This is a genomic window from Hymenobacter duratus (genome assembly GCF_014698995.1).
Taxonomy (GTDB): domain Bacteria; phylum Bacteroidota; class Bacteroidia; order Cytophagales; family Hymenobacteraceae; genus Hymenobacter; species Hymenobacter duratus.
The window spans coordinates 1895056-1910563 of record NZ_JACWZZ010000001.1 but is presented as its reverse complement, the minus strand read 5'-3'; the positions used below and the strand labels follow the sequence as shown (position 1 = coordinate 1910563).

Below are 15508 nucleotides of genomic sequence, written 5' to 3'. Positions count from 1 at the left end.
CTCAGTGACTCATCCGCTGAGTCCGTATGCCGGCTTCCGATCGAAGCGGGCTGCAAAGGTAACACCGTTTTTCCAACTGACAAGAAAAAGTTGCTTTCTTTTTTCCTGTCGCCCCGTTTCGCTTCTCGTTCGAAGCGCGGCGGGCTGCAAAGGTAAGTACCTTTTCTTCGTTTCCAAGTTCTGAGCGAAAAACTTTTTAGTGCTTTTCTCAGAACCTGCAACCGCTTCCGATCGAAGCGGGCTGCAAAGGTAAGAGTTGTTTTTCATCAACCAAACTCTTTTTTTCACTTTGCTACTTTCGACCCATATCCTTTCGATTTGGGAGTGCAAAGGTGCGACGATACATCTAGAAAAGCAAGCGTGTAGTGTAAACTTCTCTTGCACTGCACATGATGTTTTAGCTACTATCCTGAAAATCAAATACTAAATTGTTTACAGCACTAAATGAGCGAGCCGGGACGCCTTATATAGGCATCCCGGCTCGCTCATTTAATGGGTTTCTACTTTAACCGTAAGGTGCTCTTTCGGTCAGGTCCAACACTCACGATGCTTACTGGCACTGACAAGTACCGTTCCAGGTACTCTATATAAGAGGTGAGGGCTGCCGGAAGAGCCGTGGGGTCCGATATAGACTGCAGGGTTACTTTCCAGCCGGGGAGGCTAACGTATACCGGCTGCATGTTTTCCAAGTCGCCGTGGTCTGGGAGTTGGTCGGTGAGACGACCATCGGGAAACTGGTAATGAGTGCAGACTCGGATTTCGTCAAACTCATCGAGTACGTCGGCTTTCATCAGATGAATCTCGGTGACACCGTTGAGCATGATGCTGTAGCGTAGAGCCGGCAGATCAATCCACCCGCAACGGCGGGGTCGGCCTGTGGTAGAGCCAAACTCGCGGCCCGCCTGCCGAATCTGCTCCCCTACTTCGTCGTGCAACTCGGTTGGGAACGGCCCGCTGCCTACACGCGTGCAATATGCCTTGCTGATGCCATATACCTTCTGGATATGCTGCGGCGCAATGCCAAGGCCAGTGCAGGCACCAGCTACAATAGTGCTGGAAGAAGTAACGTACGGATACGTACCAAAATCAATATCCAGCATAGAGCCTTGGGCCCCTTCCGCCAGAATGTTTTTGCCTTGTTTTAACAAGTCATTCAGCAGATACTCTGTGTCGGTGAGCTTGAGGGTACGCAGAAATTCTACGGCGGAAAAGAAATCGGCCTCGAATTCTTCAATTTCGAGGCCGCGGCCGTGGAATTCAGAGAGAGTAGCGTGGCGGGATACGGCCTCCTGGTAGCGCTGCTGGAAGTCGGGGAGCAGAATATCGCCGACACGAAGACCGGTACGGCCAATTTTATCCTGGTACGTAGGCCCGATTCCTTTCAGAGTAGAGCCAATTTTGCTGCCGCCGCGTGCCTCTTCGTTGATACGGTCGAGGGCGCGGTGCGAAGGCAGAATCAGCTGGGCCTTGCGCGAGATGTAAAGAGTCTTGCCCCAATCGATGCCACGGTCGGTGAGTTTTTGGAGCTCCTGGCGGAACACTACCGGGTCGAGCACGACACCGTTGCCGACAACATTGATGATGTGCGGATGGAAAATTCCGGATGGCACCTGGTGCAACACATGCTTGATACCATCGAAATAGAGGGTGTGGCCGGCATTGGGGCCACCCTGGAAGCGGGCTACTACATCGTAGGTGGGGGCCAGCACATCGACAATCTTGCCTTTGCCTTCATCCCCCCACTGCAATCCTACTAGTACGTCAACGGGCATTAGTTTGCGGCTTTCAACTGTTGGGCAGCCGACTGCTCGTCGTCTGCGATGGAAAAAATAGCGTTCAGCTTGGTCAGAGCGAGCATCTTGCGTGGATGATCCGCAGGATTTATGAGTACCAGCTCACCGCCGCGGCTACGAAACTTGGTCAGCAACGACACCAGCACGCCGATACCGGTGCTATTGATGTAGCGGATTTCGGACAGATCGACGGCACAATGGCGAACATCTTCGCCTAGGTGCTGATCAACGGATTGCAAAAGCTGCTGAGTATCGGGGCTGCCGATAAGGTCGCCGGAGAGGCGCACAAAGAGGATGCCGTCTTGGACAGTAGATTCGGTTTTCATTCAGCTAGAGAGCGGGCAGCGGCTTTGGCACGGCAGTCGCCGCATACGCCGTAAAGGTTCAAAGAGTGATGCAAGATATGGAAGTTGAGTAACTCCCCGACCATCGTCTGGATGCCATGAATGCGCGGGTCGCAGAATTCAACCACCTTATGGCACTCGGTACAAATCACGTGGTCGTGCTGACGGTAGCCGTACGATTTCTCATACTGCGCCAAGTTACGGCCGAACTGGTGTTTGCTGACAAGGCCATGCTCTACCAGCAGGTCGAGGGTATTGTACACCGTTGCCCGGCTCACCTGCAGGCCTTGCTCCTTCATGCCGGCGTAGAGTTCCTCTACATCGAAGTGACCGGTGCGGGAATAAATTTCTTCCAGAATGGCGTAGCGCTCTGACGTCTTGCGCAAGCCTTTGTTTTCGAGGTAAGCGGTAAAGATCTTCTTTACCTCCTCGTACTTTTCTTTATCAGGCATCTTAGGCAACCTTATATATAAGGAGTGGTGCAAAGGTACTAGATAACAATCGGTGGACACTTAAGCTGGCTGGATAGCAAAGGAAAGCCGCTTTTTTATGTGCCATTTTATACTCACACTCTATTTTAAAGCTATTTATAACTTACGTATCGAAGCGCTCCACCTGCAGCACCCCGTTTACCCGTGATAGGCGCTGAATCAGCTTGGTCAAGTGGTCGGTATCGTTGACGAACACCATAATCTGGCCCTCGAACATACCATCATCAGAGTCGATAGTGATGGAGCGCATGTTTACCTTCAGGCTGTTGCTGATGATGCGCGTGACATCGTTTACCAGCCCTACCCTATCGGAGCCTTTGATGCGGATACCCGCCAGAAACGCCAGCTCCAGCTGATCGGTCCATTTGGCGCGCACGATCCGGTTGCCGTAGTTGGACATCATCTGCACGGCCTTGGGACAGGACGTACGATGGATAACGATGCCATCTTCGGTTTCAAACCCAAACACATCATCGCCGGGAATTGGGTTACAACAGGGCGCAATGGTGTAATCGAATTTGTCTGTCCGCTCCCCGATGACGAGCATATTGGCATTTACGCCGCGTACTTTCTGCACCTCATGGTCAAAAGCTTTGGGCTCCAGCATGGAAGGCAGGCGGGGCACTTCAATATTGGGGTCGAACAGCTCGGTTTTTATTTCGCGCCCATCAACCTGCCCAATGGCTACGCGGTAAAAAAATTCCTGCGTGCTGTAGGTGTTGAAATGAGCCAGCAGCCGGTTGAGGTTTTCGGGCGTAAACTCTATTCCCAGCAGTTCCAGGCGCTTTTCCACCAGGAAGCGTCCGTCTTCGGCCTTGGCGCGCTTGTCGTCACGGAGCCAGTCCTTGATTTTGGAACGGGCCTTGGACGTAATAACGTACTGCAGCCACTCTTCAGTAGGCTTCTGGCGCTGCGAGGTCAAAATTTCTACTTGGTCGCCGTTGCGGAGCTGGTAGCTGAGCGGCTGCAGCTTCTGGTTTACTTTGGCCCCGAGGCACTGCAACCCGATGTGGGTGTGGATATCGAAGGCAAAGTCCAGGGCAGTGGCCTTATCCGGCAGAATGATCAGCTTGCCTTTGGGCGTGAAGGCGTAAACTTCCTTCACGAAGAGGTTTTGGCGGAACTCGTCCATGAACTCCAGGGCGCTGGAGTTGTTGGTTTCGAGCATCTCGCGCACCTTGTTGATCCAGGCTTCCAGCGTTGATTCGGGCTGCGGAACACCAGTGTCCTTGTATTTCCAGTGCGCGGCGTAGCCCTTCTCGGCAATATCGTCCATGCGGCGGCTCCGAATCTGCACTTCCACCCACTGGCCCGAACGGCTCATGACCGTGGTATGGAGGCTCTCGTAGCCGTTGGCCTTGGGCGTGCTCACCCAGTCGCGCAGGCGGTCGGGGTTGGGCTGGTAGAAGTCCGTGACGATACTATACACCTGCCAGCAAGCGGCCTTCTCCTGCTCCTGCGGCACATCCAGAATCACGCGAATGGCAAACAGGTCGTACACCTCGTCGAAGGTGATGTTCTGCTTGCGCATCTTCTTGAGGATGGAGTAGATGCTCTTGGGCCGGCCTTTGATTTCGAATAAGAAGCCCTGGGCCGCCAGCTCTTCATCAATGGGCTGCACAAACTCCTTGATGAACCGGTTGCGGGCACTACGGCTCTGGCGCACGCGGTTCACCAGCTCGTTATACACCTCCGTATCGGTGTATTTTAGGTGAAGGTCTTCCAGCTCCGTCTTGATGGCATAGAGGCCCAAGCGGTGCGCCAGCGGCGCGTAGAGGTAGATGGTTTCGGAGGAAATCTTGAGCTGCTTGTGACGCGGCATCGAGTCGAGAGTCCGCATGTTGTGCAGGCGGTCGGCGAGCTTGATGAGAATCACGCGCACATCTTCCGACAGTGTGAGCAACATCTTGCGGAAGTTTTCGGCCTGCTCCGAAGTGCCGTATTCGAAGACGCCCGAAATTTTGGTCAGGCCATCCACAATGCGGGCGACCTTCGTCCCGAACTCCCGCTCTACATCAGCAATTTCCCAGGGTGTGTCTTCCACCACATCGTGCAGCAGCGCCGCCACAATGCTAGTGGTACCCAGTCCTATTTCCTCTACCACAATCTGGGCTACCGCCAGCGGGTGCAGAATATATGGCTCGCCGGACTTGCGGCGCATTTCCTTGTGCGCCTCCAAAGAGGTATTGAAGGCTTTTTTGATGAGTTTGGCGTCGCCGGGCTTGAGGTACGGTTTGGCGGTGCGGAGGAGGCGGCGGTAGTGGCGCAGGATTTCCTGACGCTCTACTTCGGGGTCGATGAGGGTGGCCATGCTACACGGGCGGCGCCAGAGCGCCAGAGTCAATGAGTGCTAAAGTACGGCATCAGGCCCCAGCTTGGACCAGTACACAGGAGAATTTGCCGGTTTTTGCCCATATAACAAGCCTGCGGCTCATAAGGTGCGCAGTACCCGCCTTAGCAACGCAGCTAAAGTGAATACTGCGTTGGAATTTCCGGTTGGCTTCTGTAGCTTTGCGCCCCCAAGGCACTTGGCCTCAGGACGCGGATGTGGCGAAATTGGTAGACGTGCCAGACTTAGGATCTGGTGCCGCAAGGCGTGTGGGTTCGAGTCCCTCCATCCGCACTATAGTTTAGGTTTTTACTCTAAAAACCGCTTCTCAACCCTCAACCCACCCGTTGGGGGTTTCTTTTTAACCGGGCTAGCCCGCTGTTTACCACACGTAGTACCCTTAACCGACCTCTCGTTTTGGACATTACCCTCGACAAAAAAGACGACCAGCTGAATGCCATCCTGACAGTACATCTCACGGAGGCTGACTACGCTCCTGCCGTAGATGCCAAGCTGAAGGAATACAGCAAAAAGGCGCAGATCAAAGGGTTCCGGCCGGGCAAAGTGCCGGCTACACTGGTGCGCAAAATGTATGGTAAAGGCATCCTGGCCGACGAAATCAACGCGTTGCTGGGCAAGGCGGTAGATGGCTACATCAAGGAAAACGACCTCAAAATCCTGGGCGAGCCCCTGCCGATGTCGAACAACATCGACCTGGACGCGCAGAAGGATTTTGCTTTCCAGTTCGAGCTGGGCTTGCTGCCTAACTTCGAGCTGCCCGCCGACCAGAGCATTTCGGTGGACCGCCACAAGGTAGACCTCGACGAGAATACGCTCAACGAAACCTACGAGCAGATTGGCCGCCAGTTCGGCGAAACCTCGGAGCCTGAGGCGTCGGAAGCTGGCGACTACATCTTCGGCAAGCTGAAAAAGGCGGACGAAGAAGGCGAAGGCCGCCAGGTGCTGCTGCCCACGAGCAAAGTGACGAAAGGTGCTGACAAGTTTGTAGGCGTAAAAGCTGGCGACGTTGTGACCTTCGACCTGAAAGATTCGTTCGGTGGCGACGCTACTGCTATCCGCAACTTCACCGGCTTCGGCAAGGAGGAAGCAGCGGCTGTGGAAGGCGACTACACGCTGACCGTGGACAAAGTGAACCGCACTGTTACGCCGGAGCACAATCAGGAACTGTTCGACAAAGTGTTCGGCAAGGATATCGTGACTTCGAAAGAAGAGTACGACGAGAAAATCCGGGGCACGGTACAGGAAAACTACGATCGGGAAGCTGACAACCTGGTGAGCCGCCAGATCATCGACAAGATGCTGGAAAACACCACGATTGAGATTCCGAAGGAGTTCTTCAAGAAGTGGTTGCTGCGCGCTAACGAAGGCAAGCTGACTCCCGAGCAGATTGAGGAGCACTACGACGACTACGAGAAGGAGTTGAAGTGGAGCCTGATCCGCAACAAAGTGGTGGAAGAGCAGGGCCTGAAAGTGGACAACGAGGAAATCGTGGACCGCACAATGCAGAAGATTCTGGGCCAGTTCAACATGGAAATGACCCCGGAGCTGGAAGAGTCGGTACGCGGCTTTGCTGACAACTTCCTGCGCCAGGAAAACGGCAAAAACTACGTACAGGAGTATGAAGCCATTCTGGCAGAGAAAGTGCTGGAAAACCTGCGCGGCAAAGTTGTTGTTAACGACAACCCGATTACGGCCGAGGACTTCCGCAATCAGAATGCTGGCTAAGCGCTGACATTTCCGGTTTTCGAACCAACAAAAAAGCCCTTACTTGCCGTATGGGCTTTTTTGTTGCCCGTCGGTTTCGGTTTGACACATTTCATCTCCCACTTTTTCTCCCATGCTGAATAAACAAGAGTTCCGCAAATTTGCCGTTAAAGGCCAGGGCCTGAACGGTCTGGGCGTTGACCAATACATCCAGCACGTAGAAGGCCAGACTCGCAACGGTCTGATTATGCCTACCGGCATGACCCGGTCGGTAATTGAGGAACGTCCGACGCGCTTTGCTGAAATTGACGTGTTTTCGCGCCTGATCATGGACCGGATTGTGTTCCTGGGTACGGCCGTTGACGATTATATTGCCAATATCCTGACGGCGCAGATGCTGTTTCTGGAGTCCGTAGACGCCAAGAAGGATATTCTGCTCTACATCAACTCGCCTGGTGGCTCGGTGTATGCCGGCCTCGGTATCTATGACACCATGCAGTATGTGAACCCCGATGTGGCCACTATCTGCACGGGTCTGGCTGCCTCCATGGGTGCCGTGCTGCTGGCTGGTGGTGCCAAGGACAAACGTTCGGCCCTGCCCCACGCCCGCGTCATGATTCACCAGCCTTCGGGTGGTGCGCAAGGCCAGTCGTCGGATATCGAAATCACAGCTCGTGAGATTCTGAAACTCAAGAAAGAGTTGTACGACATTCTGGCTGACCACACCGGCAAAACTTACCAGGAAATCCACGACAACTCGGACCGTGACTACTGGATGCGTGCTGATGAGGCGAAGGAATACGGCCTGATTGACGAAGTTCTGGAAAAGAAGAAGGCGTAATTTCTTCCTTTCACGTCATTCTGAATGACGCTTGTATAGTAAAAAGCCCGCTTCGGCGGGCTTTTTCTTTTTAGTAGAAGGCAACCCCGACGGCACTTTTTTAACTCTGTGGGGCGTTGGCCTTTTCGTACCTTTGAGGTAGGTTTAGTGTAAACAGCCTACCCTCCCCTACCCTGAGAGCTTCCCTGGCAATGGCAGATATAACGTGTTCTTTCTGCGGAAAGAATAAAAAAGACGTCTCGGTTATGATTTCCGGCATCAACGCGCACATCTGTGAGCGGTGTGTCGGGCAGGCCCAGCAGATTCTAAACGAGGAAAATAAGATTCGGACGAACTCGAAAGCGCCGAAGTTCAACCTCGTGAAGCCACGCGAAATGAAGGACTACCTCGACCAGTACGTGGTAGGCCAGGATGAAGCCAAGAAGGTGATGTCGGTGGCGGTGTACAACCACTACAAGCGCCTGATGCAGAAGCCGCAGAAGGACGATGTGGTGATTGAGAAGTCCAACATCATCATGGTGGGCGAAACCGGTACCGGTAAAACGTTCCTGACGCGCATGCTGGCCAACATTCTGCAGGTGCCTTTCTGCATTGCTGATGCTACTGTACTTACCGAAGCCGGCTACGTAGGTGAAGACGTGGAAAGCATCCTGACGCGGTTGCTGCAGGCTGCCGACTACAACGTGGAAGCCGCCGAGCGCGGCATAGTGTACATCGACGAAATTGATAAGATTGCCCGCAAGAGCGACAACCCCAGCATCACCAGGGACGTGAGCGGCGAAGGCGTGCAGCAGGCCATGCTGAAGCTGCTGGAAGGCACCACGGTGAACGTGCCCCCGCACGGCGGCCGCAAGCACCCCGAGCAGAAGATGATTACGGTGAACACCGAGAACATCCTGTTCATTTGCGGCGGCGCCTTCGTGGGCATTGAGCGTATCATCAAAAATCGCCTCAACACCAAGCCGATTGGTTTCGCCAAAACCCAGCTGGACGAGAAGGTGGACACTAACAACTTCCTGCGCTATGTAACGGCCCAGGATCTGAAAGCCTTCGGGCTGATTCCGGAGCTGATTGGCCGCCTGCCAGTACTCACGCACCTCAACCCGCTCGACCACGCCACGCTGCGCAAAATCCTGACGGAGCCCAAGAACTCCATCGTGAAGCAGTACCAGCGCCTCTTCGACATGGAAGGCATTCAGCTCAGCTTCTCGGAAGGTGCGCTGGAGTACATTGTAGTGAAAGCCGACGAGTACCGCCTCGGCGCCCGCGGACTGCGCAGCATCTGCGAAGGCATCATGACCGACGCCATGTTCGACATGCCTTCTGAGGAAGGTGTGAAAGAACTGGTGATTGATGAGGAATACGCCCGGAGCAAGTTCGAGCAGACGGCTATTAAGCAGCTGCGCGCGGCGTAGAAGCCAGCAGACAACTAAAAAGAAAAGCGGCTCACTACATGGAGAGCCGCTTTTCTTTTTAGTTGTCTGCTGGCTATGATCTACTTTTTCAAATACCCCACCATCAGCTTAGCGGCTTTTTCGGCGGAGTTCTGCTGGCCTAGTTTCTCGCGGATTTCGGCATAGCCGGCTTTCTGCTGGGCAATGAATGCTTCGTCGGCAGTTACCTTTTTCAGCTCCGTGACGAGGTTGCGGGAGTTGAAGTCGCCCTGGATCAACTCTTTCACCACTTCCTTGTCAGCAATGAGGTTGACAAGGGAGATGTACGGGACTTTGATGACGGCTTTACCAATAGCATACGACACGGCACTGGTGCGGTAGCACACCACCTGCGGTACATCGAACAAGGCGGTTTCCAGCGTGGCGGTGCCGCTCGTGACGAGGGCCGCTTTGGCGTGGGCCAGCAGGTCGTAGGTCTGGTCGAAGATAATGCGGACGTTGTTGCGCTCGAAGTGGGCGTAGTAGTTCGGGTCCAGGTTATCAACGCCGGCGACGATGAACTGGTAGTCCAGAAATGGCGGAATGATGGCCGTCATTTCGTAGAGCATTTCTTCGATTTCCTGCTTGCGCGAACCGGGCAGCACCGCAATAATGGGCCGTTTCGGGTCGAGGTGGTTGCGCTGGTAGAAGTCGGGGGACGTTTGGTGCTCGGCCACGGAATCGGCAATAGGGTTGCCGATATAATCTACGTCATAGCCAAAGCGCTGGTAGAATTCCTTCTCAAAGGGCAGGATGACGAACATCTTGTCTACCAACTTCTTGACAGTATGCACGCGGCTCTGATTCCAGGCCCATATTTTCGGCGAGATATAATAAAACACCTTAATTCCCTGGGCCTTGGCAAACTTGGCTACGCGCAGGTTGAAACCGGCGTAATCTACCAGAATCAATACATCGGGCTTATACTGCAGCAAATCCTGCTGTACTTGCTTCAGGTAGCCCCGGAACTTGAGCAGGCTGGTAGCGGCTTCCCAGAAACCCATGATGGCCATTTCCTGGTAATGACGCACTTGGGTACCTCCTACTGCCTGCATCTGGTCGCCGCCCCAGAAGCGGAACTCGGCCTGCGGATCCTGCTGCTGCAGCTCTGACATGAGACTGGCAGCATGAAAGTCGCCGGACCGTTCGCCAGCAATGAGGTAGTATTTCATTTGTTGTATTAAGAATTAGTAATTAAGAATCGGGAATTGGAAACAATTAAAACGTAGCGCCGGGCAGCAGCCATTCTTACTTGTTAATTCCTAATTATTAATTATTCTCCCAGATATTCCACGAAGTTCCGAGGAGTCTCGTAGAGCTTGATGCTGTGCAGCCGGGCCGAAGAAATCAACTCAATTTCGGGAGCCAGAATCTGCCAGAACGCAATAGCTAGATTTTCGGTGCTGGCCATCTGGCCTTCCATGAACGGCACATCTAGGTTGAGGTTCTTGTGGTCTACCTTGTCGATGACATGTGTGCGGATGAGCGTACTAAGCTGCTTGAGGTCGATGACAAAACCGGTTTCCGGGTCGGGCTTGCCCTTCACGGTCACAATTAGGTCGAAGTTATGGCCGTGCCAGTTGGTGTTGGCACAGGGACCGAACACCTCCCGGTTGCGCTCCTCGCTCCACTTGGGGTTGTAGAGCTTGTGCGCGGCGTTGAAGTGTTCCTGTCGGCTGATATAAATCATGGGTAGGCGGGTGGCTGCAAGACGGTTGTTGACAAATAGCCTGTCATCAGGAGTGGTACGAAGCGCCTAAGCTGTAGGGCGAATTCTACTCGCACCACAGCCAGATTGTTCGTTTCACGCGGGATGACAGGCGACAATCAACCTTTATTTCGCAGCAAATATACGAAGAACGGTACGCCGAACAGGGCCGTGACCAACCCTACGGGCAGGCCGGCAGGTGGATAGAGCAGCCGAGCCAATAGGTCGCAGGCCAGCAGGAAATTACCGCCGAGCAGTGCGCAAAACAGCATATTGGCCCGCCCCGTGACACCCAGCAGCCAGCGAGTAAGATGCGGCACCATGAGCCCGACAAAGCCCACCGGGCCGCACAACGCCACTACGCAGCCTGTCAGACCGGAAGCCGTGAGCAGTAGCAGCCAACGGGTACGGGCCACGTTTACGCCCAGGCCTTGGGCGCGTTCCTCTCCCAGCAGCAAAATATTGAGGTCTTTCTGGACGAAGCCAAAGAGCAGTAACGCCGCCGCCAGCATAAGCGCCGGATAGGGCAATACGCTCCAGCCGGCCCGCTCGAAGCTACCAGCCGCCCAAAACGTGACACTCCGCAGCTTCTCCTGCGTGGCTGACAGAAAGGTGAACACACCGCCAATGGCTGTAGTGAGCGAACCAACCGCCACACCTGCCAGTAGTAGCTGCGCCGGAATAATCTGCCCCCGCCGGCTCCCTACGGCCACCACCACCAACGTAGTGCCCAGCGCACCAGCCAAGGCAAAGAACGGCGGCAGATAAAATCCGCCCAAGGTGAGGCTGGGCAGCAACGAGAGGCACAGAATAGCGCCCAATGAGGCTCCGGAAGCCGTACCAAGCAGATAGGGGTCGGCCAGCGGGTTGTTGACCATGGCCTGCATCAGATAGCCGCTGAAAGCCAGTCCGGCCCCGGCCAGCAACGCCAGCAGAATGCGTGGCAGCCGCAGTTCTACCAATACCAGTTGCGCCGGGTCCTGAGGGTTGTAGTGCGTGAGCGTGCGCAGGATGAATCCATAATCGGTTTCGTAGGAACCGATGCGCAGGCCCAGCACTACCAACGCCAGCATCAGCAGCAGGCTGGCCACAATCCAGGGCAGGGCGCGTTGGTTCATGCAGTCAAAGGTAGTTTGCAGGGGGCGTCGGTTGTTTGTTGCAGCTGTCTCCTTGATTCGATAAGTGCTTGCGAGCAGCTAGCGGCCGGATACTATCCGCTGCAGTTCCCGCACCGACTCTACTACGCGCGGGCCGGGGCGCTCCATCAGGTTGCCGGTGATACTGTAGACGCGACGGTTGCGGTAGGCGTTGATGCGCTTTAGTTCGGGGTAATTTCTGAAGAATGTACTGTCCAGCTTGCCGAAGCTGCCGCCAATCAGCACGTCGGGGTTCAGTTTGAGAATATATTCCCGGGTAAGCGCCGGATAGGGCTGAGCAAATTCTTCTGTCACCGCATTCTGGCCGCCTGCCAGACGGATTTTATCAGTGAAAAGCGTGTTCTGGCCATACACATAGATGGGGTCCTGCCAGGTGATGGCCAGCACGCGCGGACGTGGCTTACCTGCAGGTGTAGCAGTTGTCACGGCTTGTAGCTCTGCCTGCAGCGAGTCGGTGAAGTGCCGAGCCTGGGCCGGGCGGCCAAGAATTCGGCCCATATCATTCAGGGTCCGGAATATATCCTTCATGCTACCGAAACGCTGGAAATAGACTGGAATACCAAATTTTTCCAGCCGGGCGGCATCATCCAGAGACGTAATGCCTTCCACGGTAAACACGATGTCGGGGTGCAACTGCACAAGCTTCTCCATATCCAAGGGGTAGCTGCTGACAACAGGCTTGCGCAACACCGCCGCCGGGTAGTCGCAGACCTGGGTGCGCGCCGCAATGGTGGCTGTGTCGGCCACGGCGTACAGCATTTCGGTTGCGGAAGGTGCCAGCGCCATTACACGGCGCGGGTATGCCACTACGGTGAGGCGGCGGCCCAGGTCGTCGGTGAGTTGCTGCGGGGCAGTAGCTGGCGTGGGTTTCTCGGTGGTAGCGGGCGTACCGGGGCGGCAGGCCAGCAGCAGGAGCAGCGGCAGAGCCTGTAGTAGTGGCTTCAGGAACGGGTAGTGCATGCACCAAAGGTAGAACACAGCCGGGGCCAATAACGCAAATCTGCAGCGGCCCCTGTTTAGCTGAAAGTGGGCCGGGGCGCGTACTGAACCAAATCGGTCCTACTTTTGAGAAAATTTCTGCCCTATGATAGTCGTCACCGGAGCCGCCGGCTTTATTGCCAGCTGCCTTGTCACCCGCCTCAACGCCGCCAATTTCAACGACATCGTGGTGGTGGACAATTTTGCCGTGGAGCGTAAGCTGGCCAACCTCGCCGGCAAGCATCTGCGGGAATACGTAGACCGCAACGAGTTTTTTGAGTGGCTGGATGCCAATCATGAGGAAGTGGAATTCATCTTCCACCTCGGAGCCCGCACCGACACCACCGAGCAGGACCGTGCCGTGCTGGACCTGCTCAACCTGAACTACTCCAAGCAGATGTGGCAGGCCTGCGTACAGTACCAGCTGCCGCTAGTCTATGCCTCGTCGGCGGCTACTTACGGCTCCGGCACGCTCGGATACTCCGACCACGACGACGCCCTGCTCCCCCTCTACCGCCCGCTAAACCCGTATGGCGACTCTAAGAATGACTTCGACAATTGGGCTGTCAACCAAGCAGAAAAGCCGTTTTTCTGGGCTGGGCTGAAGTTTTTCAATGTGTACGGCCCCAATGAATACCATAAGGGCCGCATGGCGTCGGTGATAATGCACGCCTTCGAGCAGATCAACAAAACCGGCTCCATGTCGCTGTTCCGCTCGCACAACCCCGACTACACCGACGGAGGCCAGATGCGCGACTTCGTGTATGTGAAAGACGTAGTGGAAGTGTGCTACTTCCTGATGCACCACCGCCAAAATTCCGGTATCTACAACCTGGGTACCGGTGAGGCGCGCTCCTTCCTCGATTTGGCCCTGAACACCTTTGCGGCACTCGACCGGGTGGCAGATATCCGCTTCATCGACACGCCGGAGGACATCCGCGACAAGTACCAGTACTTCACCCAGGCCGACATGAGCAAGCTGCGCGGCATCGGTTACGACCGGCCTTTCACTCGCCTCGAAGACGGCATCAACGACTACGTGCGCAACTACCTGGTGCCGGGCACATACTACTAAGCCTAAATTTTGTTGGCTCCCTCCTACTCGCGGGATGCAGCAGTAGGCTTTCGGGCGCAAATACTATCCTGACAGTTCGCCCGGCCCGGTTGTGGTAGCTCCACAACCGGGCCGGGCCTTTTTAGAAAAGCCTGTAGCTCGGGCATTTTGACTTTCTGATTTGGATGGAAACAGCCGGCCGGATTTGTTAAGAACTATTTTTCACCCATTTTTTCGGGCCGATTCGCCACTTTTCACCTCTCTCCCCTAGTGCAGCAACGAACTATTACGATTGTAGGCGGTGGCTTTTCGGGTTCTATGGTAGCCATGCAGCTGGCTCGGCTACCCGGGCCGCTGGCAGGCACGGTGCACATCGTAGAGCCGCGCCCGGTACCAGGGCCCGGCCTGGCCTATACCGCCCGCCGGCCCGAATATCTGCTCAACGTGCGGGCCTCTTTTCTGAGTGCATTCCCCGATGAGCCGTCTCACTTCTCGGACTGGCTGCGCACCAATGCTCTTCGCTGCGAGTATGATTTCTGCTCCCGCCAGACCTACGGCCGCTACCTGCAGGAAATGGTAGCGGGCCTGCTACAGCAGCCCGCCGCCAATGGCCTGGCTTTTCACTGGCATCAGCAGGCGGCCGTAGCGGCTGAAGCTGCCCCTGACGGCCTCCGCGCCACTGTGCGCCTCGCCAGTGGCACGGAGCTGCTCAGCGACGCAGTTGTGCTGGCCCTAGGCAACTTTCCGCCTGCCTCACCTGCCCACCCCGGTGCCTACCTCGCGCATCCGAATTTCCATGGCAATCCGTGGGCCCAGGGCGCGCTCCGCAATATTGCCCCCGACGACGAAGTGCTGCTCATCGGGACGGGCCTGACAGCCGTGGATGTGCTGCTGGGCCTGCGTGCTGATGGCCACCGCGCGCCTGTCACGGTGGTGTCGAGGCACCAACGCTGGCCGACGGCGCACGGGCCAGCCAGCGCACCATATCCCAGCTTTTACGAACAGGAGCTCCGGGGCCTGCACACGGTGGCGGAAGTGCTGGCCGCCGTGCGCCATCGTGTCCGGGAGGCGGCGGCGGCAGGATGGGACTGGCGGCCGGTATTTGACTCGCTTAGGCCAGATCTGGGCCGGATCTGGGCGGCGTGGCCACTTGCCGAGCAGGCGCGGTTTCTGCGGCATCTGGCGTCCATCTGGGCCGTACTGCGCCACCGCAGCCCCCCGCAAAATGATGAGATAGTACGCGGCATGATGGCAACAGGCCAAGTACGCATGCTTAGCGGCCGGGTGAGCGGTATTGCAGTGGAAGGAGAAGAACTGGTGGTCCAGACCCACTACAGACAACAACAGCACGCGCTGCGCACCCGGCACGTCATTAGCTGCACCGGCCCCCTGCTGAACTACAGCCGCATTCAGGACCCGCTGGTAGTGAGCCTGCGCGCTGCCGGCCACCTGCAGCCCGACCCGTTAGGCCTCGGTATCCGGACGGATGCGCATGGCGCACTGCTCGATGCCGCCCAGCAAGCGTCGCCGCTGTTCTTTACGCTTGGCCCCAGCCGCCGCCCTGCTTACTTCGAGTCGACAGCTGTGCCGGAGTTGCGGCAACAAGCGGTGGCACTCGCGCAGGAACTGGGGCGGCGCTGGTAATATCGTTTGGG

Annotated in this window: 13 protein-coding genes and 1 tRNA gene; 6 read left to right on the top strand and 8 right to left on the bottom strand. The window is 56.0% G+C overall.

What is annotated here, in order from left to right:
• Positions 1-500: 500 nt before the first annotated feature.
• From IC231_RS07940 to IC231_RS07925, 4 genes are all read right to left on the bottom strand, one after another.
• Entirely contained in the window at positions 501-1772 is a 1272-nt protein-coding gene (locus tag IC231_RS07940; RefSeq protein ID WP_190783938.1) for an adenylosuccinate synthase, read from the bottom strand.
• Complete coding sequence (locus tag IC231_RS07935) at positions 1772-2119, bottom strand: STAS domain-containing protein (RefSeq protein WP_190783937.1); 348 nt, start codon at positions 2117-2119, stop codon at positions 1772-1774. The genes IC231_RS07940 and IC231_RS07935 overlap by 1 nt, the downstream gene beginning before the upstream one ends.
• Positions 2116-2589 (bottom strand): Fur family transcriptional regulator, encoded by a 474-nt coding sequence (locus tag IC231_RS07930; protein ID WP_185889286.1) that lies wholly within the window; start codon positions 2587-2589, stop codon positions 2116-2118. Before IC231_RS07930 ends, IC231_RS07935 begins: the two co-directional genes overlap by 4 nt.
• A gap of 142 nt (positions 2590-2731) precedes the next feature.
• On the bottom strand, positions 2732-4939 hold the full coding sequence (locus IC231_RS07925; protein WP_190783936.1) for a RelA/SpoT family protein: 2208 nt from the start codon (positions 4937-4939) through the stop codon (positions 2732-2734).
• Between the two features lie 230 nt (positions 4940-5169).
• On the opposite strand from IC231_RS07925, the gene IC231_RS07920 reads away from it, so the two are divergent.
• From IC231_RS07920 to clpX, 4 genes are all read left to right on the top strand, one after another.
• Positions 5170-5251 (top strand) — tRNA-Leu (locus tag IC231_RS07920).
• Positions 5252-5374: 123 nt separating this feature from the next.
• The gene (gene tig, locus IC231_RS07915; protein ID WP_190783935.1) at positions 5375-6703 is read left to right on the top strand and encodes a trigger factor; all 1329 of its coding nucleotides are present in this window, start codon (positions 5375-5377) and stop codon (positions 6701-6703) included.
• A 112-nt stretch (positions 6704-6815) separates the two neighbouring features.
• Entirely contained in the window at positions 6816-7523 is a 708-nt protein-coding gene (locus IC231_RS07910) for a ClpP family protease (RefSeq protein ID WP_262892753.1), read from the top strand.
• Between the two features lie 191 nt (positions 7524-7714).
• On the top strand, positions 7715-8938 hold the full coding sequence (gene clpX, locus IC231_RS07905) for an ATP-dependent Clp protease ATP-binding subunit ClpX (RefSeq protein ID WP_190783934.1): 1224 nt from the start codon (positions 7715-7717) through the stop codon (positions 8936-8938).
• An 80-nt stretch (positions 8939-9018) separates the two neighbouring features.
• Here the strand turns inward: clpX and lpxB are convergent, their stop codons facing one another.
• The 4 genes from lpxB to IC231_RS07885 form a co-directional block, all read right to left on the bottom strand.
• Positions 9019-10128 carry a lipid-A-disaccharide synthase gene (gene lpxB / locus IC231_RS07900; RefSeq protein WP_190783933.1) on the bottom strand — a complete coding sequence of 370 codons (1110 nt, stop codon included), beginning with the start codon at positions 10126-10128 and terminating at the stop codon, positions 9019-9021.
• A 101-nt stretch (positions 10129-10229) separates the two neighbouring features.
• Positions 10230-10646, bottom strand: coding sequence for a 6-pyruvoyl trahydropterin synthase family protein (locus tag IC231_RS07895; RefSeq protein WP_185889281.1), 417 nt, complete (start codon positions 10644-10646; stop codon positions 10230-10232).
• A 137-nt stretch (positions 10647-10783) separates the two neighbouring features.
• Positions 10784-11782 (bottom strand): FecCD family ABC transporter permease, encoded by a 999-nt coding sequence (locus tag IC231_RS07890; RefSeq protein WP_190783932.1) that lies wholly within the window; start codon positions 11780-11782, stop codon positions 10784-10786.
• A gap of 78 nt (positions 11783-11860) precedes the next feature.
• On the bottom strand, positions 11861-12781 hold the full coding sequence (locus IC231_RS07885) for an ABC transporter substrate-binding protein (protein ID WP_190783931.1): 921 nt from the start codon (positions 12779-12781) through the stop codon (positions 11861-11863).
• 124 nt (positions 12782-12905) lie between these two features.
• Here IC231_RS07885 and rfaD point away from each other — a divergent pair, with 124 nt between their 5' ends.
• Together rfaD and IC231_RS07875 are read left to right on the top strand one after the other, a co-directional pair.
• A complete protein-coding gene (gene rfaD, locus IC231_RS07880; RefSeq protein WP_190783930.1) occupies positions 12906-13874 on the top strand; it encodes an ADP-glyceromanno-heptose 6-epimerase in 969 nt (322 codons plus the stop codon).
• Between the two features lie 249 nt (positions 13875-14123).
• Complete coding sequence (locus IC231_RS07875; RefSeq protein ID WP_190783929.1) at positions 14124-15497, top strand: FAD/NAD(P)-binding protein; 1374 nt, start codon at positions 14124-14126, stop codon at positions 15495-15497.
• Positions 15498-15508: the final 11 nt, after the last annotated feature.